Raw genomic sequence first — 17871 nt, 5'->3', positions numbered from 1 at the left:
GAGACCGGGCCTTTTTGATATTCGTCATTCTCCGGCAAGCCGCGTCAGCGGCGCAGACCGGGGAACTCAGCGGTGCCCGTCAGGGCGAAAAGCCCGCGCGCCGCGTTGGTCCTAAAGATCGCCTTCGGCGCCGCTGGGTCCTCCGGTCAAGCCGGAGGATGACGGCAGTGGAAGGGGCTTCAGTACAAAATCTTCCGTAGGCTGATGCGGAACGTGCGGCCCAGCGGGTCCAGGTAGTCGGGTTGATAGGACAGCGGCGCGTTCCCTAGGCCGTCGCGTACGTCCAGCCGCTGGTCGAACAGGTTCTCGACCCCGACGCTGACGCGCGCCCCCTTCAGCCACGGATAGCGCGACACGAGACTCTGGCGCGACGATAGGTCGGCGAACAGGTTCAGGTTCACCGTCGTCAGGTCCGAGAAGGTCAGGTCGTCGCTGGGGTTGGCGCCGCCGTTGATGCGCGTGGATTCCTTCCAGTTGGCGTTCAGGAAGCCGCCCATGCCGCTCTTGAACACGCCCATCTGGAACTGGACCTCGTTGCGCGGCTGGCCGCCGCGCGCGCCGATGGCGGCCCCGTCCAGCAGGTCGAGCACCGGCAGGCCGTTGCGGATCGTGATCTCATCCTGGATGCGATAGGTGTGGTAGAGCGAGACGTTGAAGCGCCCCTGGCCCGGCAGCATGCCGCCGCCCCGGCCGCGACCGCCCGGGCCGCCCGGCCCGCCGACCTGCATCCGTATGCCGCCGCCCGGCGGAGGGCCCCCCGCGCCGCCGCCCGGAGGCGGGCCGCCTTCGATCCGCATCACGGCGGGGGATCCGCCGCCGGGAGCGCCGGCCCCTCCGGGACGGCCGCCCGCGCCGGGCCCGCCCTGAGGCGCGCCGGGGCCGCGCGGGCCACCGCCGCCGCGCGCGTTGATGCGCGCCATGGCCGCCGGGTCCGGCTTGCCGAAGGCGGTCGAGAAGTTCAGGCCCCAGCGGATCTCCTGCTGCTCGGCCATCTGGAAGTTCAGCGGCCGCGCGTCGATCGACAGCAGATTGCCGTCCAGGTCGCGGGTGAAGCGCTCGGGCAGGGCGGCTTCCAGTTCCGGCGTGATGGTCGGGAAGGCGGCGATGGAGCCCTCCGTCTCGGTCCGGGTGTAGTTGGCCGTGAACCGCAGGTCCTTGTCCTTCAGCGGGGTTAGGTTGACGCCCAGCTTCAGCACCCGCTTGGTTTCTTCGGACAGATTGGGGTTGCCGCCGTCGATGCGGGTGATGTTCACCGACTGGCTCTTGGCGAAGTCGAAGACCGGCACGTTGGGCGTCGAGATGGTCGGGTCGTTCAACTGTGACATCGACGGCGCCTTCTGCTCGTCGGCCCAGCTGGCGGTGAAGTTGAGCGGCTCCCACGGCGACCAGTTCAACCCGACCGTATAGGCGCTCAGCCCGCCGAAGTCGGACAGGTCCTCATAGGCCAGGTTCAGATTGGCCGACAGGTCGCCCAGGACGCCCAGGACCTCGCGGTCGCGGCTGGCGATGGGCAGGTTGAAGTTGCCCGAGGCGCTGGCGCGATCGCGCGACAGGGAGCGTTCGGAGAAGTCGCCTGAGCGCAGGGTCTCCGAATCCAGCGACTGGCTGTCGAAGCCGATCTTGAAGGTCGAGGTCAGCGACCCCGCCGGGCCGTCCCAGGCCTCGCCGTTAATCACGCCTTCGAGGCTGGACTTGCTGGAGACGGACTTCGCCGTGTCGAACGGATTGAACGGCAGTTGGCCCAGGTCGCCGAACGGGTCGATGGTCCCGGCCGTCACGCCCGCCTGCAGCGTTGCGGGGTCGACGCCGCGCCCGGTGCGGGTCTTGGTCTCGGTGCGGTCGTAGCCGCCGTTCACCGTCCAGCGCCAGTCCCCCAGATAGCCGTCGACCAGGAAGCTGGCGTTGCCGGTCCGGGTGTCGGTGTTGCGGGTCATGGCGCCCGGCGCGTCGATGAAGCGGTTCACCAGGACGTCGCCGCCGAACGGCGAATAGGGGCTGGTCGAGGGCAGGGTCAGGCTGATCCCCGGCAGGCCCAGGTAGGACAGGCTCGACGTGTCCTCCAGCCCGCCGCTGAGGGTCAGCGACATGGTCCGGTTCAGGTCGCGGACCATGGAGCCGTTCAGCGAGGCGTTCTCGCGCTTGGGCAGGAGGGTGCGATAGGCGGTCAGGTCGTCCGTGCGCGGCCCGACCCCGAAATCGGCCAGGGTCGCTCCGCCCGCCGCGCCGGCGCCGACCGAGGCGGTCGTCACGGTCTGGCCCAGCAGGGCGGACAGGGCCGGGTCGATCTCCTGGCCCTTGGTGGGCGCGGTGACGTTGCCCAGCAGGTCATAGGGCGCGCCGGTCGCCGTGCGGACGATGTGGCGCTCGGTCTCGAACAGGGGGGTGTCGTTCTGATAGCCCAGGTCCAGCGTCCAGCGCTCCTTCCCGGCGATGCGCAGGACGTTGTTCTCGAGCTGGGTGGAGGTGCGGCCGCCCTGGTCCGGGCGGCGCAGGCTGGCCTGCATGGTCAGGGAGCGGAAGTCGGCCTTTAGCACGAAGTTCACCACCCGCTGGTCGGCGCTGTAGCCGTAGGCTAGGGCCGTCTCCTCGGGCAGGACCTCGGTGCGCTCGATCGCCTCGGGCGGGATGCCGCGAATTTCGCGGAAGCCGGAAATGCGCCGGCCGTTGACCAGGAAGACCGGGGAGCCGCCGCGCGAACTGCGCGTCACCGGCTCCAGCAGGGCCATCAGTTCCTGGATGGTGCTGGCGCCGTAGGCCTTGATCTGTTCCTCATCGAGAGTCAGTTCGGGCTCATAGTCGCCCAGGGCCGCGCCGCGCCGCGCCGTCGTCACCGTCTCCAGGGTGCCCAGGTCATAGGCGCCGTCGGGCGCGGTCCCAGGCGTTCCGGGGGCGGACTGGGGCGAAGCCTCGCCCAGGGGCGTTGCGGGCGCCGTCTCCGGCGTCGGAGACAGGGAGGCGAGGGCGAGCAGCAGGGCGACTGGCGACATGAGGAGTCCTAAGGCAACCACGGATCAGGACCGACGCCCTGACCCGCCGACACGCGACGACTCGTTAGAGACCGATGTGCGCCGAAAAATGGCGCATTTCGTCCCGCCGGATTAAACCCCTGTAATGAGGCGCTTAGTCCTGCCCGAACCGACCTCTCTCCAACGGAGAAGGGGGCGGAATCCGTCGGACGCCGCCGCCTCGATTTTCGCGGATGCGAAGCGATCAGAACCGGGCGCGGATTCCGACGCTCAGGTTGCGGCCGCGCAGGGGCGCCGTCTCGGCCAGGAAGGAGGCGTGGTTGAACGCCGTCTCGTCCAGCAGATTGGTCCCGCGCAGGAAGATCTGGGACCGCACCGGCCCCAGGTCGACGTCATAGGCGAGGGTGGCGTTGACCATGTCATGGCCCGGCGTCTCGGTCTCGAAGGCGGCGATGTCGGCCTGCTTGAAGGTGCGGGCGTATTCGACGTCGCCGGACCAGGGGCCGTGGAAGGCCTCCAGCCGCACGCCCGCCCGGGCCGCCGGGATGCGCGGCAGGTTGCCGCCGGCGCCCTTCAGCTCGCCACGCACATAGTCGCCGAACACCGTGCCCGACAGCCAGGGCGTGAAGCGCTGGGTCAGCTCGCCCTCGACGCCGGTGAAGGTCGCGTCGGCCTGGCTGTAGCGGATCAGGCGGAAGTCCTCGAACTGATCCAGAGTGCGGGCGAAGATGTAGTCGTCATAGACGTAGTGATAGGCGCTGACCGAGCCGGTCAGGGGGCCTTCGTTCTTCCTCAGCGTCAGTTCGACCGCATTGGCCGTCTCGACGTGCAGGCCGGCGTCGCCGATCTCATAGGTGTTGGTCGCCAGGTGGACGCCGTCGGCGTACAGCTCCTGGGCCGAGGGCGCGCGCTGCGAGCGCGACAGTGACAGGGCGCCCGACCAGCCGGGGGTGAAGTGCCACACCGCCGAGCCGGACAGGGAGAAGGGCTTGTGCTTCACGTCGGGCAGGCCCAGGGCCGAGGCCTCCTGCCATTCCTGACGCAGGGCGCCTTCCAGGTGCCACAGGCCGATCTCGTACTCCTCCATCACGAACAGGCCGGTGTTCTTGGTCGTGCTGGGGGCCAGGAAGCTTTCCTCGCCGATGGCGGCGAAATCGCTCTTGCTCAACTGCAGGCCGACGACGCCCTTGAAGCCGGCGACGGGCTTGTGCTGCGCCTCCAGCCGGCCGTCATAGCCTTCGTTGGTGAAGGTGGTCGAAACGACGCCGCCTTCCTGTTCGCTGTGCTCATAGTCGGTGTAGCCGGCGCGCAGACGAATGTTCTCGATGCCGGGCAGGGGATCGCGCAGTTCGCCGCGCAGATCGACGCGGCGGCTCTTCAGCCGCACCTCGGGCACGCCGTGACCGTCCTCGCCCTCCTCGGCGTCGTGGCCATCGTGGCTGCCGTGATCATGGCCGTCATGGCTGTCGCAGTGCAGGTGGTCGCCGTCCGGGTGGCAGCCCTCGAACTCATGGGCGTGGCCGGCCAGGCCGTAGCGGCTGGTCTGTTCCGTATAGGCCGCGCCCAGATAGCCGCGCGCGCCGATCCAGGACCCGCCCAGGGTCGCGGTCGAGGTCTCGTTGTAGGAGCCGTCCAGGCGCGGCTCGTCCCAGCCGGGGACCTTGTAGTCGTCGGCCTTGCGCGCCGCCGCCTCGACGCGGACGGCGAAGTTTCCGGCCCCGGCGGTCAGCCCGACCACCCCGGCTTCCTCGTTGTCGACCGAGCCGCGACGGTATTCGGCCACGCCCTCGCCGCCGTTCGCGGGAACGCGGGTGGGGACCTTCTTGTCCAGCAGGTTCACCGCCCCGCCGATGGCGCCGCCGCCGTAGAGCAGGGCGGCCGGGCCGCGCAGGATTTCGATGCCCTCCATCAGCAGCGGCTCGCCCGAGATGGCGTGGTCGGGGGAGACCTCCGAGGCGTCCATCAGGCCCGCACCCTCGCTCAGCACCTTGACGCGCGGCGACGCCTGGCCGCGCACCACCGGGCGGCTGGCCCCGCCGCCGAAGGTGTCGGAGCTGACGCCGGGAATGCCGCTGAGGGTGTCGCCCAGGGTCGACTGGCGCCGGTGCACCAGGTCGTCGCCGCTCAGCAGGGCGACGTGGGAGCCGACGTCGTGGCCCGTCCGGCCCAGCGGCAGGGCGCGCACCACGACCTCTTCGACCTCGGTGGCGTGGTCATGCGGGTCGGCCTGGGACTTCTGGGGCTGGACCACATCCTCGGCCAGGGCCGGACCGGCCAGGGCCAGGCCGGACAGGACGGCCGCTCCGGCGGCGCTCAGCAGGAGGGTTTGAAGTCGCATGGCACGCATCCCCGTTACAATGACGGGAGGTTTGATATGTTATAGTATATCACTCTGCAACCGCCTCTCGCGATTTCCTTGAAGCGGAGCTTTCCTGATCCTCCGGCGTTGCAGCAGGGCCGCGAACTCCGGGGGCTCCATGACACGATCCGCAATTGTCCTGACCGTCTGCCTGGGCCTTCTGGCTGCCGCCTGCTCGCGCCAGGATGCGGCGCAGCCGACCTCGCCGGTCGAGGCGCCGGAGGGGCAGCCTCTGGCGACCGTCGGCTATGCCTGCGAGAGCGGCCGGACCATCGCCGTCGTCTATCCCGACGCCCAGACGGCCCGGCTGACCTATGACGGCCGCGATTATCTGCTGACCAGCGCCGTCTCGGCCAGCGGCGCGCGTTATGCGGGCGAGGGGCTGGAATGGCGGACCGCCAGTCGCGGCGCGCAGGAGAGCGCTGTCCTGACCCGTCTCGACCCGGATGGCGGCGCGGTCATCGAGCGATGCAGTCGCCCGGTCGCCGCCGCCGCCCCGCCCCCCTCCGGCGCGCCCTGCGCGGCCGCCGATCTGCGGTTGGCGGTCGAGGGCGGGGATGCGGGCATGGGCCATCGCCTCACCACCCTGGCGTTGCGCAACGCGGGGGCGGCGGCCTGCACCGTGAGCGGCTATCCGACGGTGAGCCTGCTGGACGACAAGGAACGGGCCCTGACCTCGGTCCGCGCGGTTCAGGCGACAGGCGGCTATCTCGTTCAGGGCCGCGCCCCGACGCCGGTCGCAATCCGCCCCGGGCAGGCGGCCTGGTTCGACCTGGCCTGGAGCGTCATCCCGCATGAGGACCAGGGCGAGACGGTCTGCCCTTCGGCCCGGACGGTGCGCGTCGTCGCGCCGGGGGCGGCGGCGCCGATCGACTTGCCGCTGGCCTTCACGCCCTGCGGCGGCCAGGTCGAGGTCAGCCCTGTCCGGCCCGTCGCCGAGGCCTCGACCGGACCCGCCCCAGCTGCGACAAACTAGGGGTTCAAACCTGCCGGGATTCAGCGTAGCGGAGCAAACATGACCCAGAACATGAACATGGCTTTCTACGACCGCGTCTCCGCCGAACTGGCCGACATCGACGCCCAGGGCCTGACCAAGCCCGAGCGCGTCATCGCCTCGCGCCAGGGGCCGGTGATCTCCGTCAACGGCCGCGATGTGCTGAACTTCTGCGCCAACAACTATCTCGGCCTGGCGGGCGACGAGCGCGTCGTGCAGGCCGGGATCAAGGCGCAGGAGAAGTGGGGCGCGGGCACGGCCTCGGTCCGCTTCATTTGCGGCACGCTGGAGATCCACAAGGAGCTGGAGCGCGCCATCGCCGACTACCTCGGCTTCGAGGACGCCATCCTGTTCGCCGCCGCCTTCGACGCCAACGGCGGCATCTTCGAGCCGCTGTTCGGGGCCGAGGACGCCATCGTCTCGGACAGCCTGAACCACGCCTCGATCATCGACGGCGTGCGCCTGTCCAAGGCCCAGCGCTACCGCTTCGCCAACTCGGACATGGCCGACCTGGAGGCCAAGCTGAAGGAGGCGCGCGCCGCCGGCGCCCGCAACATCATCATCGCCACCGACGGCGCCTTCTCGATGGACGGCTACATCGGCAAGATCGATCAGATCCGCGCCCTCGCCGACCAGTACGAAGCCCTGATCATGGTCGACGACTGTCACGCCACGGGCTTCCTGGGCCCCAAGGGCAAGGGCTCCTTCGCCCATTGCGGCGTCGAGGTCGACTTCGTCACCGGCACCTTCGGCAAGGCCCTGGGCGGCGCCATGGGCGGCTTCATCTGCGCCCGCAAGAACGTCGTGGAGCTGCTGAAGCAGCGCGCGCGGCCCTACCTCTTCTCCAACGCCCTGGCGCCCGCCGTCTGCGGCTCGTCGCTGGAGGCCATCCGCATCGCCTCGGGTGAGGAGGGCGACAAGCTGCGGACGCAACTGTTCGCCAACGCCGCGCGCTTCCGCTCGGCCATGGCCGAGGCCGGTTTCGACCTGCTGCCGGGCGAGCATCCGATCATTCCGGTCATGCTAGGCGACGCCAAGCTGGCGCAGGACATGGCGGCGCGCCTGCTCGAGCTGGGCGTCTATGTCATCGGCTTCAGCTTCCCCGTGGTGCCGCGCGGCCAGGCCCGCATCCGCACCCAGATGTCGGCGGCCCACACCTTCGAGCAGATTGACGCCGCCGTGGCCGCCTTCACCCAGGCGGGCAAGGAACTGGGCGTCATCTGACGTCATCCTGGAAGCGGCGCAGCCGCTATCCGGACCGCAGCATATGCCGGCGCTTCCGGCGGCCCCGGATGGCCCTGCGGGCCTCCGGAGTGACGAAAAAGAATGAGGAAACGACATGGCTGACATGATGAAGGCCCTGGCCAAGATGAAGCCGGCCGAGGGGCTGGACCTGATCGAGGCGCCCATCCCTGTCGCGGGCGACGAGGACGTGCTGATCAAGGTGCACCGCACCGCCGTGTGCGGCACCGACATCCACATCTGGAACTGGGACGAGTGGTCCCAAAAGAACGTCCCGGTCCCCATGATCACCGGCCATGAGTTTGCCGGCGAGATCGTCGCCATCGGCAAGGACGTGGATCGTCGCCTCAAGGTCGGCCAGCGCGTCTCGGCCGAGGGCCACGTCATCGACCTGAACTCCGAGGCGGCGCGCGCGGGCCACTTCCATCTGGACCCCGACACGCGCGGCATCGGCGTGAACCGCCAGGGCTGCTTCGCCGAATACGTCGTGGCCCCGGCCTTCAACGTCATCGAGCTGCCGGACGACGTGCCCTATGAGATCGGCTCCATCCTCGATCCCTTCGGCAACGCCGTGCACACGGCGCAGCAGTTCGACCTGCTAGGCGAGGACGTCCTGGTCACCGGCGCCGGGCCGATCGGCGTCATGGCCGCCGCCGTGGCCCGCCACGCGGGCGCGCGCACCGTGGTCCTGACCGACATCAACGACTACCGGCTGGAGCTGGCGCAGAAGGTGGCGCCGGGCGTGCGCACGGTGAACACCCTGCGCGAGGATCTGCGCGACGTCATGAAGGAGCAGGGCCTCAAGGTCGGCTTCGACGTGGCGCTGGAGATGTCGGGCTCGCCCATCGCCTTCAACCAGTGCGTCGACACCCTGATCATGGGCGGCGGGCTGGCGCTTCTCGGCATTCCGGCCAAGCCGACCGAGACCGACTGGGGCCGCATCATCCTGAAGGCCCTGAACATCAAGGGCGTCTATGGCCGCGAGATGTTCACCACCTGGCGCAAGATGCTGGGCCTGCTGAAGGCCGGCCTGGACCTGCAGCCGCTGATCACCCACCAGATGTCCTATGAGAACTATCGCGAGGGCTTCGAGGCCATGCGGTCGGGCCAGTCGGGCAAGGTGGTTCTGAACTGGGCTGACTGACGGCACGCATCCTCTCTCCCTCCCCGTCCCGGGGAGGGTGGTCGCGCAGCGACCGGGTGGGGAGGGCTGGGTGATTTAAGGGCGCGGTTGATTTGCTTGGCCGCCCCACCCGGCTTCGCCTTACAGGCTCAGCCACCCTCCCCGGGACGGGGCGGGAGAAGGTCGAGCGCTTCAGGCCGTCGCCGCGCGCGGCCCGGTGGCGCGGAACACGATCAGGGCGAACACCGCCATCGACAGCAGGGTCAGGGTCGGCCCCGCGATCAGGCCGATGTGGGCGAACGACGCCCACGCGGGGCCGCCGATCAGCTCCGCCGTCAGGGCCGGCATGAAGATCAGCAGGCCGATCAGGGCGGTCCAGAAATGGACCTGGGGCAGCCGACCGCGCGCGGCCTGGGGCAGGATACGGTAGAACAGGCCGTAGAGGGCCATCGACACCCAGCCCAGCAGGTTGATGTGGGCGTGCACCGGCGAGGCCGTGAAGTCCCGACTGGACCCCATCCAGTAGCCCAACACCATGCCGATCAGGGCGAAGGCCACGGCCAGGCGCAGGAAGCGGTTGGAAAGCTGCTGGTCCATGGGCGCCCTCGTGAGGCGTTGAGGCTCCTCCATGGAACAAGGGTTGGTCAATTGAAACAACCGTCATTTCAGCTTTCCTCTCCATTTCATGGGGAGGTGGCGCGGCGCGCGAGCGCCGTGACGGAGGGGGCGTCTCGACATTGGACGTTGGCGTCGTCCCCTCCACCGCTTCGCGGTCCCCCTCCCCATGAAATGGAGAGGAAAGACGCACGCCGTTCACGCGCCACCGGCGCCTTCCCCTTGACCCCGCGCGCGGACCGAGGGACGAGCGGCCATGAACTATCGTCACAGCTTTCACGCCGGAAACTTCGCCGACCTGGTCAAGCACGCCCTGGTGCTGTGGCTGCTGAAGGAACGGCAGGCGCGCGGGTCGGTCGCGGTGCTGGACACCCACGCGGGCGCCGGCCTCTATGACCTGTCGGGCGACGCGGTCCGCTCTCGCGAGGCCGAGGCGGGCGTGGCGCGGTTGATGACGGCCGAGGCCCGGCCGCCGCTGATCGAGGCCCTGGCCGCCGAGGTCGCGGCCTTGAACCCCCAGGGCGGGGTCCGCTTCTATCCCGGCTCACCGGTGCTGGTCGCGCGCGCCCTGCGGCCGGAGGATTCCTATCGGGGGTTCGAGTTGAACCCCCCGGTCGAGGCCCTGCTCCAGGAGGCGCTGGCGACTTGGCCCAATGCGACGGGCCAGGCGGGCGACGGCTATGAGGGGGCGCAGCGCGCGGCGCGCGGCCTCAAGTCGCCCCTGGTGCTGATCGACCCGCCGTTCGAGCGGCCCGACGACTATGTGCGCTCGGCCGAGACGGCGGCGGCGGTGGTGCGCGCCGACCCGACCGCGACGGTGGCGATCTGGACGCCGCTCAAGGACCTGGAGACCTTCGACGGCTTCATCCGTCGACTGGAGAAGGCGGGCCTGGCGCGGGTGCTGGTGGCCGAGGCGCGCCTGCGGCCGCTGAACAACCCGATGAAGATGAACGGCTGCGCCATGACGGTGGTCAATCCGCCCTCGGGCGCCGAGGCCGCCGCCGCCGAAATCTGCGGCTGGACCGTCCAGGCCCTGGGCGACGCCGGGGGACGGGCCGAGGTCTGGCGCGCGGGCTAGGCCTTGATGACCTCGCCTGGCTCATAGAGGTGAGGCTCGAAGGTGGCGATGGCCAGGATCGGCCCCATGGCGGCCACCACCTTGGGATGGCGGGTCATGGCCTTCCAGTGGTCGGCGCTGGCCCAGACGGCGTGATTGGCCGCGACCCGGCCGTTCAGGCCCCTGTGCAGGGTCGCCGAGACGAAGCCGGGCAGGGCGGTCTGGGTGCGAACGAGATCCTCCAGGCCCTCCATCAGCGCGTCCTGATGGCGGGCGTCGCACTTGAAGATATTGATCAGCACCACCGGCTCGTCACGGGCGGCGTCGTCATGGGCGTGATGGGCGTCGGAGGACATGGCGTCTTTGGCCTCATTGCTTTCCTCCTCCTTCTACCTCAATCGAGGGGCGGAGGCTGCCTTTCGCCTTCGCTGACCGAGTAGAATTCATGACCGCCATCGCCATCCTCGAGACCGGCCGCCCACCCGCCCATCTGGCCGAGGTCTTCGGCGATTACACGGCCCAGCTTCGCGTCCTGCTGGGCGACGGCGCGGCCACCCAGCGCTTCGACGTCCAGGCGGGCGAACTGCCCGAGGATCCCGCGGCCTTCGCCGGGACCATCGTCACGGGCTCGGCGGCCGGGGTCTATGAGGATCTGCCGTGGATCGAACCCCTGTCCGCCTGGCTGCGGGCGGCGCGCGGCAAGACGCGCCTGGTAGGCGTCTGCTTCGGCCATCAGATTCTGGCCCAGGCCTTCGGCGGCCGGGTGGAGAAGTCGGAGAAGGGCTGGGGCGTGGGCCTGCACCGCTATGACGTGGTCGGCGACGAGGCCTGGATGCAGCCGCCGGCCGCCTCTCTCGCCATCCCGGTCTCGCACCAGGACCAGGTGATCGTCCCTCCGTCCGACGCGCGGGTGCTGATCGCCAGCGCCTTCACGCCCTACGCCGGCTTGGCCTGGGGGCAGGACGCGATCAGTTTCCAGTGCCATCCGGAGTTTGAGCCGGCCTTCGCCGCCGACCTGACCGAGGGGCGGCGCGGCCGCATTCCCGACGCCATGATCGACCAGGCCCAGGCCAGCCTGGCCGAGCCCAACGACCGGGCGGTGCTGGGCGCCTGGATTCGCGCCTACCTCGGCGTCACGGCCTGAGCCGCGACGTCGCATTTCGGTGAACGGCGCTAAGCCTTGTTCAACTTCCGTCGGTCTAGGGTGACGGGGATGCCGTCTGGAAGCGCCATGTCCATTCTTCGCACGTCCCTGATCGCCGCCGCCGTGCTGGTGGCGGCCCCGCCGGCCTCGGCGGCGCCGTCGCAGGTCGTGGAACTGGCGCGCGCGGTCGAGGAGCGCGCCGCCGGCACCGATTTCGCGGCCCTCGAGGCCTTCGGGCTGGAAGCCCTGAAGCGTCACGACCGCGAAGGGCTCAATCGCCTCTATCATGTGACCTGGACGGTGCTGAACCAGGGGGATTTCGACAAGGCGACCCTGTGGAACGAGCGCCTGGCCGCGCGCGCGCGGGCCCAGGGCGACGACCGCTATCTCGCCATCGCCCGGCTGAACGGCCTGACCATTCGCTACGATCAGGGCGACGTGTCGGTCGTCCCGGAACTGGAGCGCGTCGCCCGCACGGCCGAGGACTGGTTCGTCAAGGCTCATGCGTCTCGGTTGAGCGCCCTGGCGCTGATGGACCAGGACCGCATCGGCGAGGGGCTGCGCCTGCTCACCACGGCGGAGGCGGAAATCCCCGTCGACGATCCCTTCGCCGCCACCGCCCGCGCCGGGGTGTGGGAAATGACCGGCATGGGGCTGATGAAGCTGAGCGACGTGGTCGGCGCGGCCGCCGCCTTTCGCCGGTTCGAGATCGACGATTCCAACCCCGACTATCCGCGTCCGGATTTCGACAGCCTCTACAACCTGACCCGGATGGCCCTTCAGGTCGGGGACCTGCCGCGAGCCGAGCACTATTACGCGGCCCACCATCGCCTGGCCCAGCGCGCCGGCCTGGAGAGCCTGAGGGCCTATGACGCCGCCCTGTGCGCCTTCGTGGCCGATGGCCGCCAGGATTCGCGCGGCGTGCTGGACTGCCTGGCGCCCTTTACGGCCCTGATCGACGGCGAGGCCTTCCTGGCGCTCGACATCCTGCCGCTCAGAGGCGTGGCGCGGGCGCGGCTGGGCGATCTGGCCGGCGCTCGCAGCGACCTGCGGCGGCTGCGCGAACTGGCGCCGGCGGGCATCGTCGATCCCAGGGAGCGCCTGGTCGAGGCTGAACTCCTGTTCGGCTCGGGCCGCCCGAGCGAGGCGTTCGCGGTCCTGCGCGACTATGAACGCCAGCGCGACGTGCACGCAGCGCGTCGCTTCAGCGCCGGGATCCATCAGGTCACCGGCGACATGCAGCAGCAACTGGCCGAGCGGCGCCGCCAGCTGGAGACGGCGAGGGCGAACACCCAGCTGCAGCGCGCCGTGATCCGGGGGCAGAACTGGATTCTGGGCATCAGCCTGGTCTTCGCCCTGTCCGTGCTGTTCGTCCTGCTGTGGCAGAGGCGGCAGTCACGACGTCTCAAGAAGGCCCAGCTGCGCGCCGAGGCCGCCAACCGGGCCAAGAGCGAATTCCTGGCCAATATGAGTCACGAGATCCGCACGCCCCTGAACGGGGTGGTGGCCATGGCCGACGCCTTGTCCCAACGGGGCCTGCCTGAACGGGACCGCGAACTGGTGGACGTCATTCGCTCGTCCGGCGTCACCCTGGAGCGGCTGCTGTCGGATATTCTGGACCTGGCCCGGATCGAGACGGGCGAGCTGGCCATCGACCCCGCGCCCTTCGATCTGGGTCAGGCGGTCCGCGACGTCGTCGCCATGTGGGAGCCTTTGGCCCTCGGCAAGCAGGTCGAGTTGCGGCTGGAACAGGATCCACGCCTTCCTCGCCGGGTCACGGGCGATGCGGTGCGGCTGCGGCAGGTGCTGACCAACCTTGTCAGCAATGCGCTGAAGTTCACCCAGGCGGGGACGGTCGATCTGGAGGTCGTGCTGACGGACGACGGCCGTGTCCGCTTCGTCGTCACGGACACCGGCATCGGCTTCGACGCCGATTTCAAGTCGCGCATCTTCCATCGCTTCCAGCAGGCCGATGGTTCCATCACCCGCCGCTTCGGCGGCAGCGGCCTGGGTCTGGCGATTTCGGCCGATCTCGTGCGGCTGATGGGGGGCGGCTGGATTGCGACTCGCCGCCGGGCGAGGGCGCGCGCTTCTGGTTCGATCTGGCTCTGCCGCTCGTGGAGGAGGCGGAGGATGAGGCCGCGCCGGACACGACGCCTGCGCCCGTCGCCGGGCCGGCCCAGGCCGTCCTTTCGGGCCGTCAGGGGGCGCCGCGCATCCTGCTGGCCGACGACCATCCGGCCAATCGCAAGGTGGTGGAGGCCATGCTCGAGCCTCTGGGGGTCGAACTGACGGCGGTCGAGGACGGCGCCCAGGCCCTGGCCGCCTTCCGGCGAGGCGGGTTCGATCTGGTGCTGATGGATATGCAGATGCCGGTGATGGACGGGCTGACGGCGACCGTCGAAATCCGCGCTTACGAGCGACGCACCGGGGCCGAGGCCACGCCCATCCTCATGCTGACCGCCAACGCCATGAGCGAACACGTCGAGGCCAGTCGTCGCGCGGGCGCCGACGGCCACCTGACCAAGCCGCTCAGCGTCGCGGGCCTGACCCGGGCCGTCGCCGAGGCCCTGGAACGGACGACCGATCAGGTCACGGCCTGAGGCGAGACCCCAGGCCGTGATGCGAGGACGGGCTCAGGGCCACTTCACCTCGGGCGGCATGGAGCTGAGGATGGCCTCGACGTTGCCGCCGGTCTTCAGCCCGAACATGGTGCCGCGGTCGTAGAGCAGGTTGAACTCGACGTAGCGGCCGCGTCGGATCAGCTGTTCCTCGCGCTCCTCGGCGGTCCAGGGCTCGTTCATGCGGCGGGCCACGATGTCGCAATAGACCTTGAGGAACGCCTCGCCGACGGCCTGGGTGAAGGCGAAATCCTTTTCCCAGTCGCCGCTGTCGTGGTGGTCGTAGAAGATGCCGCCGGTGCCGCGCGGCTCATTGCGGTGCGGCAGGAAGAAATACTCGTCGCACCACTGCTTGTATTTGGCGTGCCAGGACGGGTCGAAGGCGTCGCAGGCGCCCTTCATGGCGGCGTGGAAGTCCACCGTGTCCGGGTGGTCGTCACGACGGTCCGTGTCCAGCACGGGCGTCAGGTCGCCGCCGCCGCCGAACCAGGTCTTCGTCGTCGAGATCAGCCGGGTGTTCATGTGCACGGCGGGCACGCGCGGGCTGACCGGGTGGCAGATCAGGCTGATGCCCGTGGCGTAGAAGCGCGGGTCTTCCTCGGCGCCCGGCACGTTGCGGGCGTAGTCGGCCGGGAAGGTCCCATGCACGGTCGAGCAGTGAACGCCGACCTTCTCGAACAGGCGGCCGCGCATCATGCCCATGACGCCGCCGCCGCCCTCGGGCCGGTCCCAGGGCGTACGGACGAAGCGGCCGGCCTCTCCGGCGAACAGCTCGGCGGGGGCGGCGTCTTCAAGGGCCTCGAAACCGGCGTGAATCTTGTCGCGCAGGGTCTCGAACCAGACGCGGGCGCGCTCGCGGCGCTCAACCATCAGGGCGGGGTCAGCTTGGATCATGAGGGCTTCAACCATGGCGCGGCCTTTCTGAACAGTCCGGGCTGATCGCGCGGACGAAAGCCAGATGCCGCAGGGCGGGCGAGGGGGCCTTGATCCAGATCACAAGCGAGCCCCGCAGGCGGTTCCCTCGGCGGCCCGCCTGTGTCAGCGTGCCGCGCCCGCCAAGCGGCGCCGGGGGCGTCGCGCGGGCCAGTTCATATGAGGGGAACCCATGATCCGCACCGCCCTGAGCGCCACCCTGCTGGCCGCCGCCTCGCTCGCCGTCCTGTCCGGTCCGGCCCTGGCTCAATCGACGAAGGCGGGCGCCGATGAGGCGCGCGTGATGCAGATTCTCAAGCGCACCCCTCTGATCGACGGTCACAATGACCTGCCCTGGGCTCTGCGTCAGGGCTTTGGGAACGATCCCTACCGCGTTGATCTGAATGCGAATCTGTCGGCCACGACGCGTCTGCACACCGACATTCCGCGCCTGCGCGCCGGGGGCGTGGGCGGCCAGTTCTGGTCGGTGTACGTGCCCGCCAGCATGGCCCCGGTCGACGCCGCCAAGGCCACCTTCGAGCAGATCGACACGGTCAAGCGCATCGTCGCCGCCCACCCCGAGACCTTCGAGATCGCCACGACCGCCGACGACCTGGCCCGCATCCACCGCGGCGGCAAGATCGCCAGCCTGATCGGCATGGAGGGCGGCTACTCCATCGACGATTCCCTGGGCCTGCTGCGCGAGTTCTACGATTCGGGCGCGCGCTACATGACGCTGACCCACTCCAAGAGCACGACCTGGGCCGACAGCGGCACCGACGCGCCCAAATGGGGCGGCCTCAACGCCTTTGGCGAGGAGGTGGTCAAGGAGATGAACCGCCTGGGCATGATGGTCGACCTCAGCCACGTGTCCGAGGACACCATGGTCGACGCCCTGCGCGTGTCCGAGGCGCCGGTGATCTTCTCCCACTCTTCGGCGCGGGCCGTGACGGCCCATCCGCGCAACGTGCCGGACGCCGTGCTTCGCCAGATGGCCGCCAACGGCGGCGTCGTCATGGTCACCTTCGTGCCGGGCTTCATCAGCGAGCCGGTGCGCGCCTGGGGCGCCGCTCGCTCGGCCGAGGACGCGCGGCTGAAGAGCCTGAACCCCGGCGACCCGGCGGCGGTCAAGGCGGGCCTCGACGCCTGGGTCGCGGCCAACCCCGCGCCCAAGGCGACGATGGACGACGTGGTGGCCCACATCCAGCACGTGCGCGACGTCGCGGGCATCGACCATGTCGGCCTGGGCGGGGATTATGACGGGGTGGACAGCCTGCCGGTCGGCTTGGAGGGGGTGGACGGCTATCCGCGCCTGCTGGCCGAACTGATGCGCCGGGGCTGGAGCGAGGCCGACATCCGCAAGATCTCGGGCGAGAACCTGCTGCGCGTCATGCGCGCGGTCGAGCGCGTGGCGGCGTCGAAGCGCGGCGAACGCCCGAACCTGGCGCAACTGCCGAACGACGGCGCGCCGGAGTGATCCGATAGAAGCCTTCTCCCCTTGTGGGAGAAGGTGCCCCGCAGGGGCGGATGAGGGGTTTCTCAGCGGAGAATAGGCCACGGTCTTGGCGTCCCGAGACCCCTCATCCGTCCGGCTGCGCCGTCCACCTTCTCCCACAAGGGGAGAAGGATCAGCGCGACGGCAACGCCTGCGTCTGCCTCAACGCCTCGTGCAGGCCGATTCCCGCGCTGACCGACAGGTTCAGCGACCGGGTCTCCGCCCGGATCGGGATGAAGATTCGCGCATCCGCCGCCGCGTGGACGTAGTCGGGCGCCCCGGCGCTTTCCTTGCCGAACAGCAGGACGTCGTCGGGACGGAAGACGAAATCCGTCAGCGGCTCGGCCGCGCGCGTGGTGAACAGCACCAGCCGCCCCGGCGCCCGGTCGCGCTGGAAGGCGTCCCAGTCGGCGTGGCGCGTCATATGGGACAAGGGGCCGTAATCCAGGGCCGCCCGCTTCATGGCGCGGTCGTCGAATTGGAAGCTCGTCGGCTCGATGACGTGCAATTCCACGCCGAAACAGGCGCTCAGTCGGATGCAGGCGCCGACATTATGGGGGATGTCAGGTTGAAAAAGGGCGAGACGCATTCTAAGGCCCTCATACGCGCGGGGCGGGGCCTTGTCGCGGCTTTTGTTGCGACCGTTTCGCAAGCTGTCTTTCCAGCTTGTCCGAAGGGGTCGAAATCGAGGCCGGACAGGCAGGGGTTTGCCATCGCATGAAGGGTTCCATCCGGTGGACGTTCCATATCGGGACGGGCGACCGGCGTTGCAGAGGTGAAACGCGTGGCCGAATCGGTCGTGAATGCTGACGGGCCTGACGGCCAACACGGGGGTGGCGACGCCACTCGCCGCGACTTCATCCACATTGCGGCGGGCGCGGCTGCGGCCGGCGCCGGCGTGATGGTGGCCTGGCCCCTGATCAATCAGATGAACCCGGCGGCCGACACCCTGGCCCTGGCGTCGATCGAGTTCGACGTCACCAAGGTCCAGGAAGGCCAGCAGGTCGTCATCAAGTGGCAGGGCAAGCCGGTCTTCGTGCGCTATCGCACCCCGGCCGAGCTCAAGAAGGTCATCGACGAGGGCGCCGTGGGCAGCCCGGCTCAGACCGACGCCGAACGCACCAAGCCGGGTCACGAGAAATATCTCGTGGTCATCGGCTCGTGCACCCACCTGGGCTGCGTGCCGACCTTCAACGCCGGCGACTACGGCGGCTGGTTCTGCCCGTGCCACGGTTCGCACTACGACGCCTCGGGCCGTATTCGTAAGGGACCGGCGCCGTTGAACCTGATCGTGCCGAACTACGAATACTTGTCCGACACCCGCGTGAAGATCGGCTGAGGAC

General features: G+C 69.4%; 15 protein-coding genes. 9 read left to right on the top strand and 6 right to left on the bottom strand.

The window, feature by feature from the left end; translation table 11 throughout:
* Positions 1–179: 179 nt before the first annotated feature.
* Both D8I30_RS00710 and D8I30_RS00705 read right to left on the bottom strand, forming a co-directional pair.
* On the bottom strand, positions 180–2987 hold the full coding sequence (locus tag D8I30_RS00710; protein WP_121481024.1) for a TonB-dependent receptor: 2808 nt from the start codon (positions 2985–2987) through the stop codon (positions 180–182).
* Between the two features lie 223 nt (positions 2988–3210).
* Positions 3211–5304, bottom strand: a complete 2094-nt coding sequence (locus D8I30_RS00705) for a TonB-dependent receptor domain-containing protein (RefSeq protein ID WP_240387271.1) — start codon at positions 5302–5304, stop codon at positions 3211–3213.
* Positions 5305–5443: 139 nt separating this feature from the next.
* On the opposite strand from D8I30_RS00705, the gene D8I30_RS00700 reads away from it, so the two are divergent.
* The 3 genes from D8I30_RS00700 to tdh all read left to right on the top strand — a co-directional run bounded on the left by D8I30_RS00700 (position 5444) and on the right by tdh (position 8705).
* Complete coding sequence (locus D8I30_RS00700; RefSeq protein WP_121481022.1) at positions 5444–6301, top strand: DUF4232 domain-containing protein; 858 nt, start codon at positions 5444–5446, stop codon at positions 6299–6301.
* 51 nt (positions 6302–6352) lie between these two features.
* Positions 6353–7543: a glycine C-acetyltransferase gene (locus D8I30_RS00695; protein WP_121483329.1), complete on the top strand. Its 1191-nt coding sequence runs from the start codon at positions 6353–6355 to the stop codon at positions 7541–7543.
* Between the two features lie 115 nt (positions 7544–7658).
* On the top strand, positions 7659–8705 hold the full coding sequence (gene tdh, locus D8I30_RS00690; protein WP_121481021.1) for an L-threonine 3-dehydrogenase: 1047 nt from the start codon (positions 7659–7661) through the stop codon (positions 8703–8705).
* A gap of 171 nt (positions 8706–8876) precedes the next feature.
* On the opposite strand, the gene D8I30_RS00685 is transcribed toward tdh, so the two are convergent.
* On the bottom strand, positions 8877–9281 hold the full coding sequence (locus tag D8I30_RS00685; RefSeq protein WP_121481020.1) for a hypothetical protein: 405 nt from the start codon (positions 9279–9281) through the stop codon (positions 8877–8879).
* A 274-nt stretch (positions 9282–9555) separates the two neighbouring features.
* Between D8I30_RS00685 and rlmJ the strand changes: the two genes are divergently transcribed.
* Complete coding sequence (rlmJ, locus tag D8I30_RS00680; protein ID WP_121481019.1) at positions 9556–10377, top strand: 23S rRNA (adenine(2030)-N(6))-methyltransferase RlmJ; 822 nt, start codon at positions 9556–9558, stop codon at positions 10375–10377.
* On the opposite strand, the gene D8I30_RS00675 is transcribed toward rlmJ, so the two are convergent.
* The gene (locus D8I30_RS00675; protein ID WP_121481018.1) at positions 10374–10712 is read right to left on the bottom strand and encodes an antibiotic biosynthesis monooxygenase family protein; all 339 of its coding nucleotides are present in this window, start codon (positions 10710–10712) and stop codon (positions 10374–10376) included. The genes rlmJ and D8I30_RS00675 overlap by 4 nt on opposite strands.
* A gap of 89 nt (positions 10713–10801) precedes the next feature.
* Here D8I30_RS00675 and D8I30_RS00670 point away from each other — a divergent pair, with 89 nt between their 5' ends.
* The 3 genes from D8I30_RS00670 (at position 10802) to D8I30_RS14620 (ending at position 14103) form a co-directional block, all read left to right on the top strand.
* On the top strand, positions 10802–11500 hold the full coding sequence (locus D8I30_RS00670; RefSeq protein WP_121481017.1) for a type 1 glutamine amidotransferase: 699 nt from the start codon (positions 10802–10804) through the stop codon (positions 11498–11500).
* 87 nt (positions 11501–11587) lie between these two features.
* A complete protein-coding gene (locus D8I30_RS00665; RefSeq protein WP_240387270.1) occupies positions 11588–13792 on the top strand; it encodes an ATP-binding protein in 2205 nt (734 codons plus the stop codon).
* Positions 13765–14103: a response regulator gene (locus D8I30_RS14620; protein ID WP_240387269.1), complete on the top strand. Its 339-nt coding sequence runs from the start codon at positions 13765–13767 to the stop codon at positions 14101–14103. Before D8I30_RS00665 ends, D8I30_RS14620 begins: the two co-directional genes overlap by 28 nt.
* Positions 14104–14136: 33 nt before the next feature.
* On the opposite strand, the gene hemF is transcribed toward D8I30_RS14620, so the two are convergent.
* Positions 14137–14991, bottom strand: coding sequence for an oxygen-dependent coproporphyrinogen oxidase (gene hemF / locus D8I30_RS00660; RefSeq protein WP_205570757.1), 855 nt, complete (start codon positions 14989–14991; stop codon positions 14137–14139).
* A gap of 235 nt (positions 14992–15226) precedes the next feature.
* Between hemF and D8I30_RS00655 the strand changes: the two genes are divergently transcribed.
* Positions 15227–16510 carry a dipeptidase gene (locus tag D8I30_RS00655; protein ID WP_121481015.1) on the top strand — a complete coding sequence of 428 codons (1284 nt, stop codon included), beginning with the start codon at positions 15227–15229 and terminating at the stop codon, positions 16508–16510.
* 151 nt (positions 16511–16661) lie between these two features.
* Here D8I30_RS00655 and D8I30_RS00650 read toward each other — a convergent pair whose 3' ends face one another.
* Positions 16662–17117 (bottom strand): tRNA (cytidine(34)-2'-O)-methyltransferase, encoded by a 456-nt coding sequence (locus D8I30_RS00650; protein WP_121481014.1) that lies wholly within the window; start codon positions 17115–17117, stop codon positions 16662–16664.
* A gap of 195 nt (positions 17118–17312) precedes the next feature.
* Between D8I30_RS00650 and petA the strand changes: the two genes are divergently transcribed.
* Entirely contained in the window at positions 17313–17867 is a 555-nt protein-coding gene (petA, locus tag D8I30_RS00645) for a ubiquinol-cytochrome c reductase iron-sulfur subunit (RefSeq protein ID WP_121481013.1), read from the top strand.
* Positions 17868–17871 lie beyond the last annotated feature (4 nt).

It is taken from the genome of Brevundimonas naejangsanensis (assembly GCF_003627995.1).
Lineage (GTDB): Bacteria > Pseudomonadota > Alphaproteobacteria > Caulobacterales > Caulobacteraceae > Brevundimonas > Brevundimonas naejangsanensis_B.
Note: the sequence above shows the minus strand (reverse complement) of the source record. Positions and strands in the feature narration are given on the sequence as shown.

What these genes read in the sequence shown, in the direction of transcription:
- hemF (WP_205570757.1), bottom strand. Translation starts at nt 14,991, where the DNA reads ATGGTTGAGCGCCGCGAGCGCGCCCGCGTCTGGTTCGAGACCCTGCGC.
- rlmJ (WP_121481019.1), top strand. Translation starts at nt 9,556, where the DNA reads ATGAACTATCGTCACAGCTTTCACGCCGGAAACTTCGCCGACCTGGTC.
- D8I30_RS00665 (WP_240387270.1), top strand. Translation starts at nt 11,588, where the DNA reads ATGTCCATTCTTCGCACGTCCCTGATCGCCGCCGCCGTGCTGGTGGCG.
- D8I30_RS00675 (WP_121481018.1), bottom strand. Translation starts at nt 10,712, where the DNA reads ATGTCCTCCGACGCCCATCACGCCCATGACGACGCCGCCCGTGACGAG.
- D8I30_RS00670 (WP_121481017.1), top strand. Translation starts at nt 10,802, where the DNA reads ATGACCGCCATCGCCATCCTCGAGACCGGCCGCCCACCCGCCCATCTG.
- D8I30_RS00700 (WP_121481022.1), top strand. Translation starts at nt 5,444, where the DNA reads ATGACACGATCCGCAATTGTCCTGACCGTCTGCCTGGGCCTTCTGGCT.
- D8I30_RS14620 (WP_240387269.1), top strand. Translation starts at nt 13,765, where the DNA reads ATGCTCGAGCCTCTGGGGGTCGAACTGACGGCGGTCGAGGACGGCGCC.
- D8I30_RS00685 (WP_121481020.1), bottom strand. Translation starts at nt 9,281, where the DNA reads ATGGACCAGCAGCTTTCCAACCGCTTCCTGCGCCTGGCCGTGGCCTTC.
- D8I30_RS00650 (WP_121481014.1), bottom strand. Translation starts at nt 17,117, where the DNA reads ATGCGTCTCGCCCTTTTTCAACCTGACATCCCCCATAATGTCGGCGCC.
- D8I30_RS00705 (WP_240387271.1), bottom strand. Translation starts at nt 5,304, where the DNA reads ATGCGACTTCAAACCCTCCTGCTGAGCGCCGCCGGAGCGGCCGTCCTG.
- D8I30_RS00710 (WP_121481024.1), bottom strand. Translation starts at nt 2,987, where the DNA reads ATGTCGCCAGTCGCCCTGCTGCTCGCCCTCGCCTCCCTGTCTCCGACG.
- D8I30_RS00655 (WP_121481015.1), top strand. Translation starts at nt 15,227, where the DNA reads ATGATCCGCACCGCCCTGAGCGCCACCCTGCTGGCCGCCGCCTCGCTC.
- D8I30_RS00695 (WP_121483329.1), top strand. Translation starts at nt 6,353, where the DNA reads ATGAACATGGCTTTCTACGACCGCGTCTCCGCCGAACTGGCCGACATC.
- tdh (WP_121481021.1), top strand. Translation starts at nt 7,659, where the DNA reads ATGGCTGACATGATGAAGGCCCTGGCCAAGATGAAGCCGGCCGAGGGG.